18 protein-coding genes are annotated in these 17,773 nt (G+C 33.8%); 5 read left to right on the top strand and 13 right to left on the bottom strand.

Annotated features, from left to right (window positions below):
- The first annotated feature begins 10 nt into the window (after positions 1-10).
- Both Q5Y73_RS18005 and Q5Y73_RS18010 read left to right on the top strand, forming a co-directional pair.
- Positions 11-568 carry a GNAT family N-acetyltransferase gene (locus Q5Y73_RS18005; protein WP_305993306.1) on the top strand — a complete coding sequence of 186 codons (558 nt, stop codon included), beginning with the start codon at positions 11-13 and terminating at the stop codon, positions 566-568.
- Between the two features lie 153 nt (positions 569-721).
- Positions 722-1,291 (top strand): GNAT family N-acetyltransferase, encoded by a 570-nt coding sequence (locus tag Q5Y73_RS18010; RefSeq protein WP_305993307.1) that lies wholly within the window; start codon positions 722-724, stop codon positions 1,289-1,291.
- Between the two features lie 7 nt (positions 1,292-1,298).
- Here the strand turns inward: Q5Y73_RS18010 and Q5Y73_RS18015 are convergent, their stop codons facing one another.
- The 3 genes from Q5Y73_RS18015 to Q5Y73_RS18025 all read right to left on the bottom strand — a co-directional run bounded on the left by Q5Y73_RS18015 (position 1,299) and on the right by Q5Y73_RS18025 (position 4,470).
- Positions 1,299-3,146 (bottom strand): SLC13 family permease, encoded by a 1,848-nt coding sequence (locus Q5Y73_RS18015; RefSeq protein WP_305993308.1) that lies wholly within the window; start codon positions 3,144-3,146, stop codon positions 1,299-1,301.
- A 201-nt stretch (positions 3,147-3,347) separates the two neighbouring features.
- Complete coding sequence (locus Q5Y73_RS18020; protein ID WP_305993309.1) at positions 3,348-3,824, bottom strand: GNAT family N-acetyltransferase; 477 nt, start codon at positions 3,822-3,824, stop codon at positions 3,348-3,350.
- A 196-nt stretch (positions 3,825-4,020) separates the two neighbouring features.
- Entirely contained in the window at positions 4,021-4,470 is a 450-nt protein-coding gene (locus tag Q5Y73_RS18025) for an SRPBCC family protein (protein WP_305993310.1), read from the bottom strand.
- A gap of 149 nt (positions 4,471-4,619) precedes the next feature.
- Here Q5Y73_RS18025 and Q5Y73_RS18030 point away from each other — a divergent pair, with 149 nt between their 5' ends.
- On the top strand, positions 4,620-5,414 hold the full coding sequence (locus Q5Y73_RS18030) for a helix-turn-helix transcriptional regulator (protein ID WP_305993311.1): 795 nt from the start codon (positions 4,620-4,622) through the stop codon (positions 5,412-5,414).
- Positions 5,415-5,543: 129 nt separating this feature from the next.
- On the opposite strand, the gene Q5Y73_RS18035 is transcribed toward Q5Y73_RS18030, so the two are convergent.
- Positions 5,544-6,191 (bottom strand): glycosyltransferase, encoded by a 648-nt coding sequence (locus Q5Y73_RS18035; protein WP_305993312.1) that lies wholly within the window; start codon positions 6,189-6,191, stop codon positions 5,544-5,546.
- 179 nt (positions 6,192-6,370) lie between these two features.
- Between Q5Y73_RS18035 and Q5Y73_RS18040 the strand changes: the two genes are divergently transcribed.
- Positions 6,371-7,645: a hypothetical protein gene (locus Q5Y73_RS18040; RefSeq protein ID WP_305993313.1), complete on the top strand. Its 1,275-nt coding sequence runs from the start codon at positions 6,371-6,373 to the stop codon at positions 7,643-7,645.
- 128 nt (positions 7,646-7,773) lie between these two features.
- On the opposite strand, the gene Q5Y73_RS18045 is transcribed toward Q5Y73_RS18040, so the two are convergent.
- From Q5Y73_RS18045 to Q5Y73_RS18075, 7 genes are all read right to left on the bottom strand, one after another.
- Positions 7,774-8,160, bottom strand: coding sequence for an NINE protein (locus Q5Y73_RS18045; RefSeq protein WP_305993314.1), 387 nt, complete (start codon positions 8,158-8,160; stop codon positions 7,774-7,776).
- A 15-nt stretch (positions 8,161-8,175) separates the two neighbouring features.
- The gene (locus Q5Y73_RS18050) at positions 8,176-8,502 is read right to left on the bottom strand and encodes a TM2 domain-containing protein (RefSeq protein WP_305993315.1); all 327 of its coding nucleotides are present in this window, start codon (positions 8,500-8,502) and stop codon (positions 8,176-8,178) included.
- A gap of 180 nt (positions 8,503-8,682) precedes the next feature.
- Positions 8,683-9,876 (bottom strand): L-2-hydroxyglutarate dehydrogenase, encoded by a 1,194-nt coding sequence (lhgD, locus tag Q5Y73_RS18055; protein WP_305993316.1) that lies wholly within the window; start codon positions 9,874-9,876, stop codon positions 8,683-8,685.
- A gap of 25 nt (positions 9,877-9,901) precedes the next feature.
- A complete protein-coding gene (glaH, locus tag Q5Y73_RS18060; protein ID WP_305993317.1) occupies positions 9,902-10,831 on the bottom strand; it encodes a glutarate dioxygenase GlaH in 930 nt (309 codons plus the stop codon).
- A 946-nt stretch (positions 10,832-11,777) separates the two neighbouring features.
- A complete protein-coding gene (locus Q5Y73_RS18065; protein ID WP_305993318.1) occupies positions 11,778-13,535 on the bottom strand; it encodes an ABC transporter ATP-binding protein in 1,758 nt (585 codons plus the stop codon).
- 253 nt (positions 13,536-13,788) lie between these two features.
- Complete coding sequence (locus tag Q5Y73_RS18070; protein ID WP_305993319.1) at positions 13,789-14,475, bottom strand: class I SAM-dependent methyltransferase; 687 nt, start codon at positions 14,473-14,475, stop codon at positions 13,789-13,791.
- 87 nt (positions 14,476-14,562) lie between these two features.
- Complete coding sequence (locus tag Q5Y73_RS18075; protein WP_305993320.1) at positions 14,563-14,880, bottom strand: DUF3870 domain-containing protein; 318 nt, start codon at positions 14,878-14,880, stop codon at positions 14,563-14,565.
- Between the two features lie 279 nt (positions 14,881-15,159).
- On the opposite strand from Q5Y73_RS18075, the gene Q5Y73_RS18080 reads away from it, so the two are divergent.
- Positions 15,160-15,846, top strand: a complete 687-nt coding sequence (locus Q5Y73_RS18080) for a class I SAM-dependent methyltransferase (RefSeq protein ID WP_305993321.1) — start codon at positions 15,160-15,162, stop codon at positions 15,844-15,846.
- 176 nt (positions 15,847-16,022) lie between these two features.
- Here the strand turns inward: Q5Y73_RS18080 and Q5Y73_RS18085 are convergent, their stop codons facing one another.
- On the bottom strand, positions 16,023-16,445 hold the full coding sequence (locus Q5Y73_RS18085; protein ID WP_305993322.1) for a hypothetical protein: 423 nt from the start codon (positions 16,443-16,445) through the stop codon (positions 16,023-16,025).
- Positions 16,446-16,589: 144 nt separating this feature from the next.
- Entirely contained in the window at positions 16,590-17,633 is a 1,044-nt protein-coding gene (locus tag Q5Y73_RS18090; RefSeq protein ID WP_305993323.1) for a YkvI family membrane protein, read from the bottom strand.
- Between the last annotated feature and the right edge of the window lie 140 nt (positions 17,634-17,773).

Raw genomic sequence — 17,773 nt, forward strand, 5'->3', positions numbered from 1 at the left:
GGGGAATATAATGACTAATTTAGATAGAGAAGAATTTATGATTGAGACTAATAGGCTTATATTAAGGGAATTTAATGAAATTGATTTAGATGAACTGTATACATTAGTTTGTCAAAATGATTTTATGCTTACTGTTTCTAAGAAAGAGGATTTAAAAAGATATATTAAATATTTAAAAGAGAAGCAAAACCAGTTTAATCCTGATGATACGAGGTTTATTCTTGGTATTTTTGTAAAAGATAAACCGGAATTTGTGGGTTGGAGTGCGATTTTACCAAATACAAAATTCGAATCTACACAAAGAGAAAGATTTATTGTAATTTCCAGAGACCAAAGAAATAAAGGGTATGTTACTGAAGCTGAAATGGGAACTTATGATTATATGTTTACTAAGACAAACCATCATGAAATCGTAGCAAGAGTCTATTTCTCTAATCCTTATTATAAATTAGTAACTGATATTATGAAAAAAACGGGGTACGTCCCAATGCTCCCGAAATATACAAGTAATACTAAGAGGTGCAATTACTTTATTCTTACTAGAGAAAGATATATGAGCAAACGATAGTATTTTATTTTGATGAGATACTGTATGAATATGCTTTAAATGATGATTAGGTAGATGTCTTAAATTATAAAAATCCGCACTTGTCTGTATCACCATATGATGTGATGTAATAAGATGAAAATAAAAATCACAGAAATGTCTGGGAGGGATACGATGCATAATTCAAACAATGATGTATTTATAATTGAAACTAATAGGCTAATAATAAGGGAATTTAACGAAAGTGATTTAAATGAATTGTATACGTTTACTCGTCAAAATGATTTTATGATTCATTTTTCTAAGAAAGAAGATTTAAAAAGATATAATAAATATTTAAAGGAGAAGCACAACCAATTTAAACCTGATGATACGAGGTTTGTTGTTGGTCTTTTCCAAAAAGATACAGCAAAATTAGTTGGTTGGAGTGCTATTATAGCGAATCCAGAAATTAAATCAACACAGAGAGAAAGAATGGATTTCATTTCTAAAGATCAAAGAAATAAAGGCTACGTTACTGAAGCAAACAAGGCAATTTATGACTATGTATTTAATAAATCAAACCATCATGAAATTGTAACAATAGCCTACCTGGCTAACCCCTATTATGAATTAGTAGTCAAAATGATGAAAAAAAATGGGTATGTTCCAACGCACTCAAAAAAATTAAGAAATAATCTAAAATGTAATTACTTCATTTTAACAAAAGAACGATATATGAATCGTGAAAAAAATGTACTTTGAAAATAAATTAAAAAGGAAATAGCAATGGAATCAATATCAACATGACAACCCCAAGGACTAGCTGCAATGGAACCCCTACTTTTACGTAATCAGAAAAAGAATACCCACCTGCAGTCATGACTAAAGCATTTGTAGGTGATGCAACTGGAGTGGCAAATGCCATGCTGGCAGATATAGCTACGGCCATTAAAAAAGGATATGGACTAACACCTATATTCATCGCTGTTGTGATGGCTATAGGAGCAAATATTACAGCTGTTGCTGTATTGCTAATAAATTGACTTAATAACATCGTAATAAGATAGAAACCTATTAACAACGGATAAGTTCCCAACTCACCTATCGTTGATAACAATCCATCCGATATGTATGCAATGCCTCCGGTTTTTTCTAAAGCTGTAGCCATTGGTAGCATCGCTGCGATTAATACAACGGCTTCCCAATTTACCTGTTGATACGCCTCTGAAATAGACTTAATGCAACCCGTGATAATCATCAAGAAAGCAGAAATCATAACGGCTACTACAGTTGGAACTATTTCAAAAATCATCATAGAAAGCATGAAAATCATAATTGCAGCTGCAATAGGTGCTTTACCTTTAGCGTAAGCAGCCTTAGCTTCTGTGGAAACATCTCCGCCACTAATCACATCCATTTTTTCATTGGCTAACAATTCAATATCATCCCAATCCCCATGAATTAACAACGCATCTCCTAAGCTCAATTTGACATCCTTAATATTCGTAACAATGAACTTCCCTCTTTTATTAATCGCTACTACATTGCAGTGATATTTTTCACGAAAATGCAGCTCTGCAATCGTTTTGTTGTGAAACTTAGAATGTGGAGGGATAAACAACTCTAATAAACCGAACTTTTTGGAAACTAGATCGTCATGCAATAATCTATTTTCTTTGTTGGCTTGTTCAAGCTCATATTCTGAAATAAATTGATGGACAACCTGCTCATCACCAAAAAGAAGTAAACAATCATTTTCTTGAAGCATTGTGTTTGAGTTTGCTGTTAATTGTTTTTGACCTAATCCAATAAACCTATCGTTTATTCTTCGATGAACCTCCACTATTGTAATTTTATATTTCTCTGAAAGCTTAATATCTTCTAAGGTTTGCCCAATGATGTTAGAAGAACTAGTGACACGAACATAGTGGAGCTTATTTTGCAATTCATAAAAACTAATTAATTCTGTTGATGATAAATAGGTCTGTACGGTTTTTCGAGTTTGGTGGTTCGGCAGCAGTTTATTCCTTGTAAATAAAAGAAACAAACCTCCCACTAACAATGCAACTAAACCAATAGGCATAAAATCAAAAAAGGATAACGGCTCAAAGTTGTATTCCAACAATACTTCACTGATCACAATGTTTGGAGGTGTCCCAATTAATGTCATCATTCCTCCCAAGCTGCTTGCATAAGCAAGTGGAATTAAAAATTGAGAGGGATTTGCCTTCATTTTCATACAAATACTTAAAACAACAGGTAATAAAACAGCCACCGTGCCTGTATTGCTTAAGAAGCCGCTAAAACCACCCACAACGATAATAATAATCATAAAGAGCTTCCATTGACTATCACCTGCTAATCTTAATAGTTGATTCCCTATTTGCTTTGCTAAACCTGTATTAAAAATCCCAGCACCTACAATAAACAAACTTGCGATCATAATGACAATTGAATTTGAGAACCCTGTCAAAATTTCATTCGATGTAAGGATCCCAGCTATAAATAGAGCTAATAAAGAGCCCACAGCTACAATATCTGCACGTACTTTTCCGCTTATAAAAAATAGGGTTGCAGCGATTAATATTAAAAAGGTTAAAAGCATATCCATTGGCATTGAGCAACACCCCATTAAAATAATGATTTTAAATGAAATAACATCATAGTCTCCACTGTATTAAGAAAATTATACCATTATGTGTAATAAAGCGATGTAAAATCTGTCACAAGGTTCTGTAGACTATTCATGTTCACTTTACGACAACATTTATTATGTGATTCATGGTTTTTTTGACTTCTTATTACACAAGCATACCCGTTAGTTTAATATAATCTCCATTTTTCTACTCTTGGTTGTCATACCAATTGACTCATAAAATTCAATTGAATCCGGATTCTTCTCAGATACTCCCAATTCAATACTATCAACTTTCAGACTTCTCCCAAAGTCAAATACATATTTCATAAGTGTTTTTCCGATTCCCTTTTTTCTCTGTGCTTCGGCAATGCATAAACTGTTTATAAATAATACCTTTCTTGCTTTCACAAATGAATTTTCAGTTATTTCTTCTTCCTTCATCACAATGACTCCAACAATTTCGTTACCAATGGTAGCCACAAAAATGTGCTGTTTGACATCATTTAGCTGGTTTTCAAAAAACTCTTGACTCACTGGAGTAGAATTCTCTTTGTACAAATCTGGTCTTTCGCTAACGTGTAATTCATGAACCTGCCTGAATAAACACAATGAAGGTTCGTAATCGCTTTTATTAGCCTTTCGGATAGATATATCCATATGTTCCTCCCACCTTACACTCTTTCAAGAAATGCTATATTAAGTTATTGTATTGTAACAGAAAACGAGCTGTATTTCCCCTTATATGAAATAATAAATGCAAAAATAAAAGCAATCGACTGCAAACAAAGCAGTCGATTTTTTGGTCAAGTTTCTTTCTTTTTAATATTTTAACTTCACTTTTTATTTGTACTTATTACCAACCAAGGTCTAATGATTTTCCAGTTTCAGTTACCGTTTTTATATTGCTTAACATCATCCACCAATGTTTCTTAGAATTTTCGTATGCAGGATGATTTTCTGTCCATTGGTCATTCTCCAGAGTTAGTTTTGTACACCCTCCTACTGGTTCAAGGGTAAAAGTGACTCTTGATTCAAGTTCTTTATGTTTAACTTGATAAGATGGACCTGGATGTTCAGTGTAGCTTAATACTTTATGGGGTTCATAAAACAATATTGTTCCGTAAACTTGAACCGTTTCATCCCCCTCGTTCCCTGGTCCAACATACTCATATGGATCACCTACTTTAAAAGTGGAATTGATCACACATCCAAAAAAGGATTTGCGAGTGCCTTCTGGTGAAACAAGTGTATGCCAGACCTCCTCAGGTGTTGCATCAATATAAAATTCATAATTTAAATCCAATGCGACTTCCTCCTTAATAAAACGAATCACTATATTCAATTGCGATATCATTTTTTCACTGCTAATATGGATTATAAAGCTGAATAAAATGAAAGTATTGTAAAAACGCGACATCTTCTAGGTTGAAATTTAAAAAGGAGTGCATAAGGATGAGTTCCAATCATGATATGCCCAGTTTGGGAGTTTTAAAGTTACAAGAAAGTAGAAAAAACTATCACTTATCAAGATATACTCCATCAGAGGACGTTGGTTTCTTTGTAAAACATTTTTGGCGTGTCAGCTGGGATTTACTAGATAAAGAACCATTTATGCAGGAAGTCATTCCAAATCCATGTGTGAATTTAGTTATAGAGCAGAACAAAACTGGCATATTTGGTCCAGCTAAAAATAAGTTTTCTTATTTAGTAGAAGGAAAGGGTCAAGTTTTTGGGGTGAAATTCAAACCTGGAGGGTTTTATCCTTTTTTGAAAAAGGCTGTTTCTGATTTATCCAATCGTCCACTGGACGTTAAATCTGTTTTTAATATTGATTCACAGACATTTGAAAAATCCATCCTGTCTCATAATAATGAACATGCAATGGTTGAATATGTAGAAAAAATAATTCGTGCAAAGCTTCCTGAAGAAAATAAAAATGTGACGTTTATAAATGAAATTATAGATTATATTTGTGAAAACCAAGAAGTAACAAAGGTGGATCAAGTGTGTGATTATCATCATATCAACAAGAGAAAACTACAGCGTATTTTTCAACAGTATGTAGGGGTCAGCCCTAAATGGGTTATTAAATTATATCGACTTCAAAATGCAGCGGAAATGATCGATCAGAACGTCACACATAACTGGTTAGATTTATCGATAAATCTTGGCTATTATGACCAGTCTCACTTCATTAAAGATTTTAAAACCATTACAGGAAAAACACCTGATGAATATGCATTTTAAGAAATCAAAAACAGAGGAAATTGAGGGTCTTATTTTAATCCAATCCAGTTTAACCATTTCCTTCTGAACAAGACCCTTAAATTCCCTTAATACAAGTTGCATTACATCCATTAGCCGTGGATTTCTTCATTACTTAAACTTATCCGGGAATTGCTCAATAATGCCTACTGAAAGGGCATCTGCAAGTTTAATGATATGATCTTCTCCTTCATCAAATGCAGCAATATCTGCTTCCCAATCCTGTTTCAATCTTGCAATGACTTCATCCGCTGTTAACTTCAAATGCGTGTACAATAAATCCTGCAATTCTTCCTCTGACCAGTTTGGGTTTGCATTGCTTAGAAAACTTGCAATATCATCAGCATTTTTATACCATTCGATATTATATTTCTCAAATTCAGTCTTATCCTCTCGTTTAGCCGCATCGATGATTTTACCTGCAATCAATATATGCTCAGTTAGAAGTTTACTCAATTCATCGCCTGCTTGTTCCCCATAATAAGGTTTGATTGCATTCCCTATGTCTACTTGATTTTGCAGTAGCCTCTCTAACGCCTTTTCTTTATCATCTAAACCAGCGAGCAGACTGATAATCACATTTCTAGTCCACCATGTGTGATCAATCCAAAGCCTTCTTAATTCAAATTTAAAATCTACAACAGCTTGAGTATAACAATCCTCTTTTACATTTTCAGATCTTTCCGCAAGTGCATTTATAGGTGCATATACGATAGAGCAACAGATAATAATCACTAACAATTTGTTTAACTTGATCATGTGTCTATCTCACTCCTTTTTAATCATTGAAAAATGTATTCTTTTTTATTGTGGTTCAATCCAGATTTTTCATTCTCATTTCACTCAAATTTTTATTTTTATTTTAAAACCATTTTTCATATACTCTCGTTTTGTTAGATGAAAAGCAAATAAATATAAGGATTAAAGGAGATATGAAAATGAAAGCAAAAAAAATAGCAGCATCCATAGCATTATCTACATTACTTATTGGAGGTCTTTTATCTGGCACCCCTGCTGTAAAAAGTAATACGAATGTAAGTTATGCTCAAACAGCACCGGAGTTGGATCAAGCATCAAAAAAAATAATGAAGGAAGCTAAAGAACTAGGTATTTACGATGAAAATAAATCGTTTCAAGAAATATCCAGTGATATTGCATTATATTATCAAGCTATTCAACTAGGTTTAGAGGTAGAGGGAAAAACATTTGAACAAATTTATGATGAAACATGGACTCTAGCTGAAGAAATGCAAAGAGAAGAAGCTGAAGTCTTAGGAATTTATACGACCGGTAAATCATACGAGGATTTATCGATCATCATTGAAGCAGAATATAATAAGAGAGAACTTGAATTAGCACAGGTCTTTGGTATCGATACATCTGATCCATCACTTGCTATTATTAAAGTACAGAATCAATTACAAGCCATTGGCTTAGGGATTGATGTGAAAGGAAAATCTTATGAAGAACTAGAGAAAGAAGTTAGTACAACTTTAGAGAAAAAAAGTATTGAACATGCTGAACAGCTAGGAATAGATACGAAAAGTTTATCATGGCAGGACATTAATAAAAAAATTACACTTCAAGATCCTGAATTTGTAAAAACCATGACAATAGCTTGGTTAGAAATGGTGAAACAAAGTGATGTTATTAAGGAAGCTCTATCTCTTGGCATTGAAATGACAGGAAAATCGATAGATGAGATTTCCGAGGCGATCACTATATATTATCAAGCGATTGGCTTAGGTGTTGATGTGGATGGTAAATCCATTGATCAAATTACAGAGGAAGCTTGGAAACTTGCTGAAGAAGGCACTATAAAAGAAGCGAAAGAGCTTGGAATTAACACTAAAGGCAAGTCTTACGATGAGTTATGGGTATTAATAGATAAAGCATATGATGAGAAAGCGTTAGAAATTGCTAATGAACTTGGTGTGGACACCTCTAAAGAATATGGCATTGTTTCTGATGTGCACACGATATTACAGGCTCAAAGTCTAGATTTACAAACTAAAGGAAAAACAATGGAAGAATTATCAGAACTTGTGCAGAGTGAGTTTGTCAATCGCAGCTTTATACGTGCTATAGAACTTGGAATCAATGTAGAAAACATGTCATGGCAAGAAGTGAATAAAAAAATTATACTTCAAGATCCTACTTTTGTTAATGATATGACTGGTGAATATATAGAGCTTCTTAAAAATTTTGAATAATAAGCTGTACAGAGCAGACCCAATCTGCTCTGTATTTCAACCTTTTCTAATTGAATCCTAGAGACATATTCTTTTAAAAATTTGATAAAACGATTATGTACTTTGATGGTCTCAAAAATTAATAAACATTAACTTCTATTCTTTGAAATTTCAATTAAAACGGTTTGTTCCATATTATCATTCAGCTTAGCTATTCTTGAATTAAGAAAAAAAGCATCAATCCAGCTCCAAACAATGGAACCAGATAAAAAAAATAAAGAAAAACCGATGAGTATACCTGAAGTAGTGTTTGTACTTACTAATATGATGAGTGTGAATAATGGAATCATCGTAGTTGTAAGCATCAAACTAGCATATACGTAATCCTCGGTAAAAAAACGGTGAGCCCCAAAAAAAGATAATCCAGCCCATAAACCCCAAGCTGCTTCCTTACTCTTTAGCTTTTTTAGCATTTCAGATTCTAAAAAGGCCAGTTCTTCAAGTGTAAGATCTTTTTTCTTTAATTTCTGATTCAATCTTTCACCTTCTTATTAAACACTTACACTAGTATTGTTTTCTGCATTTTTAAGTAAACGAATTTCTGAAATAATTCCATTCTCAATTTGCTCATTCGTAGTTTTTATCATTCCATTTAACCGAAATAAGTCAATTAAAGTCCAAATTCCAATTCCTCCAAATGTAAATAGCATAGCAACTGCTGTACCTGTTTTGCCTAAATAAAAACGATGACCTCCAAAACCTCCTGCAAAAAACCACAACAACCATGTCACTCCTGATGCTTTTTGTTTATTCAGCATCTCTGAATTTAGAAGTTGTAATTCTTCTGTCGATAACCCTTGTTTTTGAAATAATGACATTTCTTATTCCTCCTATTAAACATTATGTATGACCAAGTTATTTAAATATATCAAAACCCTCTTACAAGAAACTTACAAAATAAGGCTACGCATCGCAATTAAATAGCGACTTCTATTGAATCTAGAAGTCGCACTAATATTTACAAAAGATTGGATTGAAATTGATTTGGAAGGGATCACTTAAGTTCCTATTTCCGGTACTCGCCCTGCAATTTCTCTCCCGATAGGAAAACAAGCAGTTGCTGCTGGAGAAGGTGCATTACATACATGAATGCTTCTTTTGCCGGTTACTATAAAGAAGTCATCAACAAGCTTACCATTTGATTGTAGGGCCTGTGCTCTTACACCAGATGGTGCAGACTCTAAATCATCCTCTTGAATGGAGGGAATTAGCTCTTGCAAGCTTTTTACAAACGCTTTTTTATTATAAGAACGCCACAGTTCTCTAGCACCTTCCTGCCAATATTTAGCTGCCAACCTCCAAAAACCACCATAAAACATAACTTCTGTGAAATCCTTCAAATCAAAATCTGTTTTGCGATATCCTTCTCTTTTTAAACTTAGCAATGCATTGGGTCCCGCCTCTACCCCACCATTCACCATTCTAGTAAAATGAACACCGAGGAATGGAAAATCTGGATTGGGAACAGGATAAATTAGATTTTTTACTAGATGATGCTTCTTCTCTTTTAATTCATAGTATTCACCACGGAATGGCACAATTTGCAGATCTGGTTTTAAACCTGTCATTTTTGTTATACGATCACTATGAAGCCCTCCACAATTCACAACATAGCTTGTTTTGTAGATTGTATCATTCGCAATGACCTCTACACTCTGTTCATGTTCATAAATATCGTTTATTTCTGTATTTAAAACCATCTCTATTCCTTGATTTTTCAGCAGCAACACTAACGTCTCACATACTTGTTTATAATCAACAATTCCAGCTTGAGGGACTTTAATCGCTTGCAAACCTTGGACATAAGGTTCTTCTACCTTTAATTGCTCTGGATCAATCATGAATATATCAAGTCCATTAGCTAATCCACGTTCAAATAAGTTTTGCAAAAGCGGAAGCTCTGTTTGCTTCGTTGCCACAATGACTTTACCACAGGATTCATAGTTAATATCGTATTTAGCGCAAAAATCTTTCATTTGTTCACTGCCTGCTTTTGCAAATCTTGCTTTTAAACTCCCAGGTTTATAATAAATACCTGAATGAATAACCCCGCTATTATTCCCTGTTTGGTGTTTTGCCCATTGATCTTCCTTTTCTACGACTCTCAGCCTAGCATGGGGAAACCGTTCGGTTAATGCATAAGCAGTGGATAACCCAACAATACCTCCACCAATGATAATGATATCGTCCATATTCCCTCCTTAAACATACATACCTCTATACAACTGAAAAATAACCTCTTATCCTCATTAATTCACGATGTAATTTAGGATTCTTTTCAAAAGATGCCCTTCCATGAAGCCAAAAAGTATTATTGACCATAACCAAATCACCCACTGGAAGTGGTAACGCGACTGTAGCTGGGCTGTTTTCCATCGATATGGATAAGTCTTTTAAATAAGCCGCTTGCTCCAATGTTGCTGGATATGCAAACTGATCAATAAAACAAACACATGGTTTTCCATTCTGTTGAAAAAAGGTTTGATTATATACGGTTTTATTTACATTTTTGCTGGATGGTGCTTTGTATTGTATTCCACATGTTGCGATTGGATGTGTTGAAAATTTCTCTAAGTCTTCCCAATCGTCTAAATGCAACAAACGTGATTCCCCGCCTACTGCATTTTCCTCAGCAAACTTCATCATTAATAACCAATCTGTTGCTTCATCGAAAAAGGTACCATCCGTATGCAATGTAAAAAGCCGATAAGCTTGACGCAAATAAGAATCACTATTGTCAGTGTCTTTCACAATAAAACGAGCATAATATTTACCAGACATATCATCAAAATTGACTCCACCTAATAGATGTGTCAGTGCAGTTGCAAATAAAACATACTGCTCATGATGTGTTGTTTGCTGCTGCATTCCCATCGTAAATCCGCCCGATTTTCTGTCATGTAAAATAGCCCGCATCGTTCCTGAAAATCTTTTTCCAAACACATTTTGCAATGATTGTGCTAAAACCAATCTCATATATGGAACATATTCTAGCTGTTGGACATTAACGTCATGATTTTCAGATAAGAAGGTGTTTAAATATTCATGATTTAATTCAATATGATATAAACGTTGATGATCAGAATGCTCCTTTACTTCAAAAGCATCGTATTTCTCTACGAATTGTTTTACTTCTTCATTCTTCATCTGTTTTCTCCTCCTAAAAAATCTTATTTAAGATAAAAATAATAGCTTAAACTTTTATGGGGTTCGAAACTAAAAATAGCCACCTATACCATTCGCAAATACGAATTGATATAACTGGCTATTAGTCTATTTACGGCTTCAAATTGGAAGTCCGATAAACTTTACAGTTACTTAAACCCAAAATTAAGTTCATATTTAATTGATCAAAATGATTACCGAGTGTGAAAGGAGATGCCTTTCTACAAGTAATTTGAGTTCAGTTTATGCATTTTTCAAAAAAATGTCAACCCTTTTGTAGATTTATATTTATAACCAAACACCTATTTTCTGTACTTGAAGTGAGATTTAGTCAAATCAAAGACATAAGTCCAAACATCTATGTAACTCATTGCATAAAATGACTTATAACCTTATAAAGGGGAGGTGGAACAATTGGGAGTATTTGATGAGACCCAATGTGACTGCTGCGTCTGTCCGATGCAATGCGCTTTACAAGAGCTAGTAACGAATCAAGTAAATAACTGTTACAATCTATTCATAACACGCTTATGGAAAAAGGTGTATTTATTTTTGATATTATGGATCCCTCTATATTAATTAAATCAAAAGAGTTAAACCGAACAGTCAAAGATGAAAATAATAATAAATATCATATCTTTTACAAAATAAGTTATAAGCCTGCAACACAAATACAACACTATCAAATTACACGAAAATTCTTTAAAAATCAAAAAATAACAGAGGAGCGGTTATCAACCATTAACTTAAGATTTACTTCCCTCCAAGTGCTTAAAAAAACTATACATACAAACGGGTTCAAAATACTCCACATCCATACTGGATGGAAAGAAAAACCATCCTATGCTGATGGTCATAAAATGGTTTTAGTATGTGAAAAAGTGTAGAAAATGACCCCAGTTATTGAGGTCATTTTCTAATTTTTATTCTATGAGGTCATTTTGTCAGCTACATTTTCATCGGTTAAATATCGATTCCAAAGTCGAGTAAACTCCCCATTTAAGTTACGAAGATCAGAGAAGGTTCCTTCTTCAACGACTTTCCCTTCCTTAAAAACATAAACATAATCAAAATGTTGTACTAGGTGCAATCGATGTAATACACAGACAACACATTTATCAGATAAATGCCCGAATAGTTTTTTGAAGATGCTCATTTCGGTAGCGGGATCTACACTTGAAGTAGGTTCATCCAGCAATATCATACTGCTGTCTCGTATGGAATAGATCCCTCTAGCAAGTGCAAGCCTTTGTTTTTCACCGCCAGATAGATTTACCCCTTTTTCACGAATATCACTTTCAAGTCCATCGGGCAATCGGTCTACAACATGATGGAAGCTTGCAATTTGAATTGCCTTTTGTACTTCTTCTTCACTGGTGTGCATCCCCATTGTAATGTTGTTTCGAATCGTATTTTCAAAAATTTCAGGCTCTTGTGGAATGAGAGCTGTAATACCTGAAAGAGATGAGATCGGTAAAGAATCATCATTATCTTTTATTAAAACACCCTTCTGAGGGGGAATTAAAGCACGGAGTGCATGAAGCATGGTGCTTTTTCCAGCACCGCTTTCACCAACAAATGCGATTTTTTTGCCATTTATTAATTTTAAGGAGATATTTTTAAGATGCTCCTTATGATGATCGTAAGAAAAGTTTAATGATTGAACTTCAAGTGTATTCCAATTCATTAATACATTCTCAGTAGATTTCGGTCGGTTTACTTTTTCTTCTAATATAGGTCTTACTGCTTCAAAATCTGTCTTTTGAAGTATGACTGATTCATAATCAAAAGTATAAAATTGAAAGGATGACATACATTGTTGAAGATAAAAGAAAATAGCCGTTACAGAACCGATCATGATGACTTGTCCACTTTGATTTTGAGTATAGATATAATAAAAAATCGTCCCAATTTCAAGTACCATGATGATAAATGCAGCCACAAAACACTTAATTTGAGTTATTTTATGCTCTTTCACCAAATGTGGAAACACTTTGTCAATACGATTTACAATATCATCTTTTGCTGATTGTCCCAGCCTCAGCATAATAATAGTTCTAATATTACTAATATAATCATGAAGTGCAGCTGCGATATTGTGAAACTTGTCATTCTGCGCCCGGTACTCAGGCACTGATAAACTATATAATTTTTTCGTAATAAGTACCGACAACAATCCAAAGAATACCGTAATCACTGAAATCATAGGTGATATGCTCCACAAAATGATGAGTGGTCCCCAGAATTTCATAAAGAACCCTACATAACCGTCCTGTGATTGACTAAAATTATGCAAGCCATCTGCTGCTTTATTCACTCTGTCAATCACAGATCCAGAGTGATGATCTGAGTGCCACTTCAGTGACAGAGCTTGAAGATGATCATAAATGGTATTCATGAATCGCTTCCGAATACGGAAGGCGACAAATCTTTCAATATTACGAGCAAAACGATGAAAGATTTCAAAAGTAAAGAAGCACAAAACATAAATCATAACCCATTTTAAAACATCGTTCAGTACTGTCGAACTATTCTCCTGCAATGCATTAATAATCATTGATAGTGCAAGAGGTTTACCTATTTCACCCAAGAGAGAGATGGCGTGTAAAATAAGATAAACGATAACCTTCCATCTTTCTCGTTCCGCATATAACCATAATTGTTTGAACATATAAATGTATTCCAAAGTACATCTTCCCTTCTAAATAAATATTGATCATGTACATTTACTAGATACAATATTTACTAGGAGGGGCTCGAGCATGGTGTCAAAAACGTCAAATCATCATATAATCCTCCAGATTAAAATTTTATATTTTTCCAAAAATATCATATAAGTAGGCATAGTGTCAAATTATTTCATTGATTTATGATCTAGTCTTATTCTCATTTAATACTCCCTACTAGGTTGTATACTACTGCTTTTTGATCATCACATTTTAATTCTTATTATTTTTCAGCATAAAAACCCACATAAACGTAAGAGATTGTTTTAATTCTATTGTTAAACCTTGAACTAATGCTTCTTTAACCCCTTGTTTATAAACCCCATGACTATCAAATATTTCCCAATTGTTCTCTACTGCTAATCTGCCAAACTCCCATGGCATCATGGTATTGCAAATGACGTTTTCACCATAGAGTCTATTGAAACTATGTTGTCTAGGGTGAGCAGTAGGTCCCAATAAGCCTAAACACATATAAGCGTTTGGTCTCAACACTCTTTGAAATTCTAATAATGTTTCTCTTGGTTTTTTTGTCCATTCAATACAATTGATAGACATGATGCCATCAAATGTGTTCTCTTCAAAAGGAAGCTTCGCTGCATCTGCTTGAAGAAATGTAAGTTGATCCCCTTCACTGCGTTTACTGGCAATTTTAATCATTTCCCGAGAAATATCCATGCCAACTACTCTGTAATTTTCGTTCAATAATTTATATGAACCATAACCGTCCCCACAACCAATATCTGCAATATAACTGTTTTCTGGCATATGTTTTTTTAAAAATGGGATGATCGTTTTACGACTTCCTTTTTCCCACATTTGTTCACTATTTTCATTCCATTCACTCGCTTTTCCACCCCAAATTTGTTTCGCTTGTTCATGCCAATCATATTGACTCATATTTATCCTCCATTGATCTATTTTTCTCAAATCGTTTGTTATGTTCTCATTTATTTAGTTTCTTTACTACGTATTAAAAACTTATACTTATGAATTGTTAATACGAGATAAATACTGTTTATATGCATCCTTAACAGCAGAAATGAGTGCAGATTGTGCCTTACCGTAATAATGCTCCTCTATTTTCTGAATAATGGGTTCCGTACCATCCTGCAGGCTATACCCTCTTAATAATTGCCCAAAAAAATGTTGCGCATGATTTGTTGCTAATGTACAAGAAGCATCTACGATAACCCAATATTTTTTATCTGTTTCTAGAGTAACCGTTAAGGTTTGGTGCAGCTCACTAGCTGCCATCCCTTGTGGAAGTTTTGCATGACCAGCTAACATCACTGTTTTATTCATATGCAGTCCTCCATTAATTTTATAAATCACTTCGTTTGTCACGTTCTTCGTACTGATATCTCCTGTTAAGATCAATTAACTTTTCGTTTCTTCTATTTCATGATACCACTACAAAGAACTGGATCACAGATTGTCTATCCCTATTCTCTATACTGAAAAAATAACATTACCTACTTTATAGTTTATTAATAGAGTGGACCATTTATAATCACGCTTGACCTTAACGCAACGTAAACCATTACAATTTAGTAAATCATCATAAAATGTGGAGGTGACATTATGCCAAATCATACAGAAATTTACAAACAAAAAGCTGAAAAATACAATGAGCTAATTTCAAAACAAAATACGCTAACACAAATGATTGAAAAGATACAGCCATTTGAATCATTGGACATTGTGGATTTAGGGGCAGGGACAGGAAGGCTAACCACAGAGCTTGCAGAAAAAGCAAATTCGATTGTGGCTATTGATGCTTCTGAAGAAATGTTAAAGATAACAGTGGAGAGATTAGAGAACGCAAGATTCACGAACTGGAAAACGAAAGTTTCCGATCTTAGGAAGCTTCCGCTTCAAGATCAAAGCACTGATCTCATAGTAGCAGGTTGGAGTATTTGCTATTTAGGAAGTTCAAATAATCCCTACTGGAAAGAAGATATTCATAGAGTAATGGAAGAAATGAAGAGAGTTCTCCGCAGTAGTGGAACCATTATTATTTTTGAAACACTTGGTACAGGTGTAGAGCAGCCTTCTCCTCCTGATTTTTTGAAGCCTTATTTTGAGACATTAATCAATGGTTATAGTTTTTCGCATGATTGGATTAGACTAGACTATACTTTTGATAATCTTAATCAGGCTAAGGAGTTGACACGTTTTTTCTTTGGAGATGATTTAGGAGATCAAGTGTTAAAAGAAAACCTTGTAAGATTACCTGAATGTGCTGGAGTTTGGTGGTTAAAATTATAACAGAAATAAATGTGAGAAGAGAGTTATACACCTGTAAGTAAATGTCCAGCATTACGTCATCCACATCATCTAATAAAAATCTCTCATGTATATACACTATATATTGGAAACATCTGTCTATTTCGTTCGATTTTTTTTCCACAACTAAAAACACCATTTTCATATTTCATAGTGTTTTAGTTGTTCCTATTCCAGATTTTAAGTACAGCCCGATTAAATATATAAATACTACCAGCAATGATCATATTCACAGCTATGGTTACAACAAAAAGAAAAAGATAGTCAATCCAAGTTGTTGAGACTCCCTCTTTTGAAGGTTCACCGTTTGGAAACATACTAAATATAATTCCCAATACTACACCAAATAAAGCGCCATGGATTATCGTTTTATATAATAAATGCCTTTCATTTAAAATCATCTTTCTTACAATAAATAAACAATATTTATATACAACAAAGGTCATAATACATAATCCTAAAACAATTAGTATAAACCTAGGTGGTGGCGGATGATCTGCTATATAATATGCACTAAGTAGACAAACTATGAAATATAAAACAGCGTCTAGTTGTGCTATTTTTCTGATTTTACTATTCAACATGTAGTACTCCTTTAGTCTTTGCAAACATCAAAATGATTTTTGACTGAATGATTTAACATTAGCTTTTTACTATCTCTTTTTTTATCTTATCATAAGAATCATAAAATGAAATGTTCTTAACCTAAGCTACTAAATCTTTGCTTACATCTTAAAAGACTGAGAATCTTTTCTTTTTTTCACTGCTAATCGTAATGGAAAGATCAATATGGACAACAGCAATAATAAGTTAATTAATCCTGCTAGTGGATACAGAACCGAAACAAGGTTGGAGAATCCAAAGGCTGTCAAAGGGATCATAAACATTAAGACAAACACAACGACAACCCAAATCGACACGCTAAACTTCTGCTGTAATCTAGCAGTTAACCCAAAAATCCCTGAAGCAGCCGTAGTATAAACCGATGTTAATAGAAAAAGGGACATAAAAATCATCATGAAGCTAGGCAAATATTCTAATATTGCATAAAGAGGGATCTCATACGTGTTCATATCTGTGGGTATTTTTAAAAGCGACTGATTATAAATAAAACAAACAAAACCTAGCACGATTCCGCTTCCTATACTTGCAATAGCAGCCTCTCCTTTTGCTTTCATTTTATTACCGATTACAGCTAATACAGCAATAATAGGTAAAATATTAAATGATGTGAAAGTAAATGCAGACAACCACTTTTGTTGTAAACCTATGGGATTCAAGAAAGGTTCATCTAAACGAGCAATGAATAAAAATAACGTAACGATTAATCCAAGAATAAGAACAGGAAAGACATAAAAATTCACGACCATTAGACCTTTAAAGCCCCACAGAAATTGAAGGGCAAGAAGTAATGCAAACAGAAAAACACCTAACCAATAATGAATATGAAAAGCTTCTAAAACCGCTCCCCCTCCTGCTGTCATAACTACTGTTGTTGCAAACAAGTAAAATACAATTAATACATCATAAAAGGAGGAGAGCTTTTTTCCAACAAGCTGGTGTAAGACCGGCAAAAAGTTCTCTGTTTTTTCTTCAAAACTAATGTTCAATACAACGAAACAGCTCATTGAGAATATAAATATAAATAAAAGTATAGCCAGTTCACTTTGTTCTCCAAAAAATTGCCAAACCTCCTGCCCAGAGGAAAATCCAGCACCCATCATTACTCCGATAATTAATGACATCCATTTAAGACCTGATTTCCACATGAACTAATCACCCTCATTAGAAATATTCTTAAACTGTACATGTATTAGTTTATGACTGAACAACCATGAATTGAACTTTATAACATAGTACTATGTTGTAAATATTCTATAATCACCTACCAACTCCTTTAGATACTCAA

The organism is Chengkuizengella axinellae (genome assembly GCF_030730905.1).
GTDB classification, from domain to species: Bacteria; Bacillota; Bacilli; order Paenibacillales; family KCTC-33759; genus Chengkuizengella; species Chengkuizengella axinellae.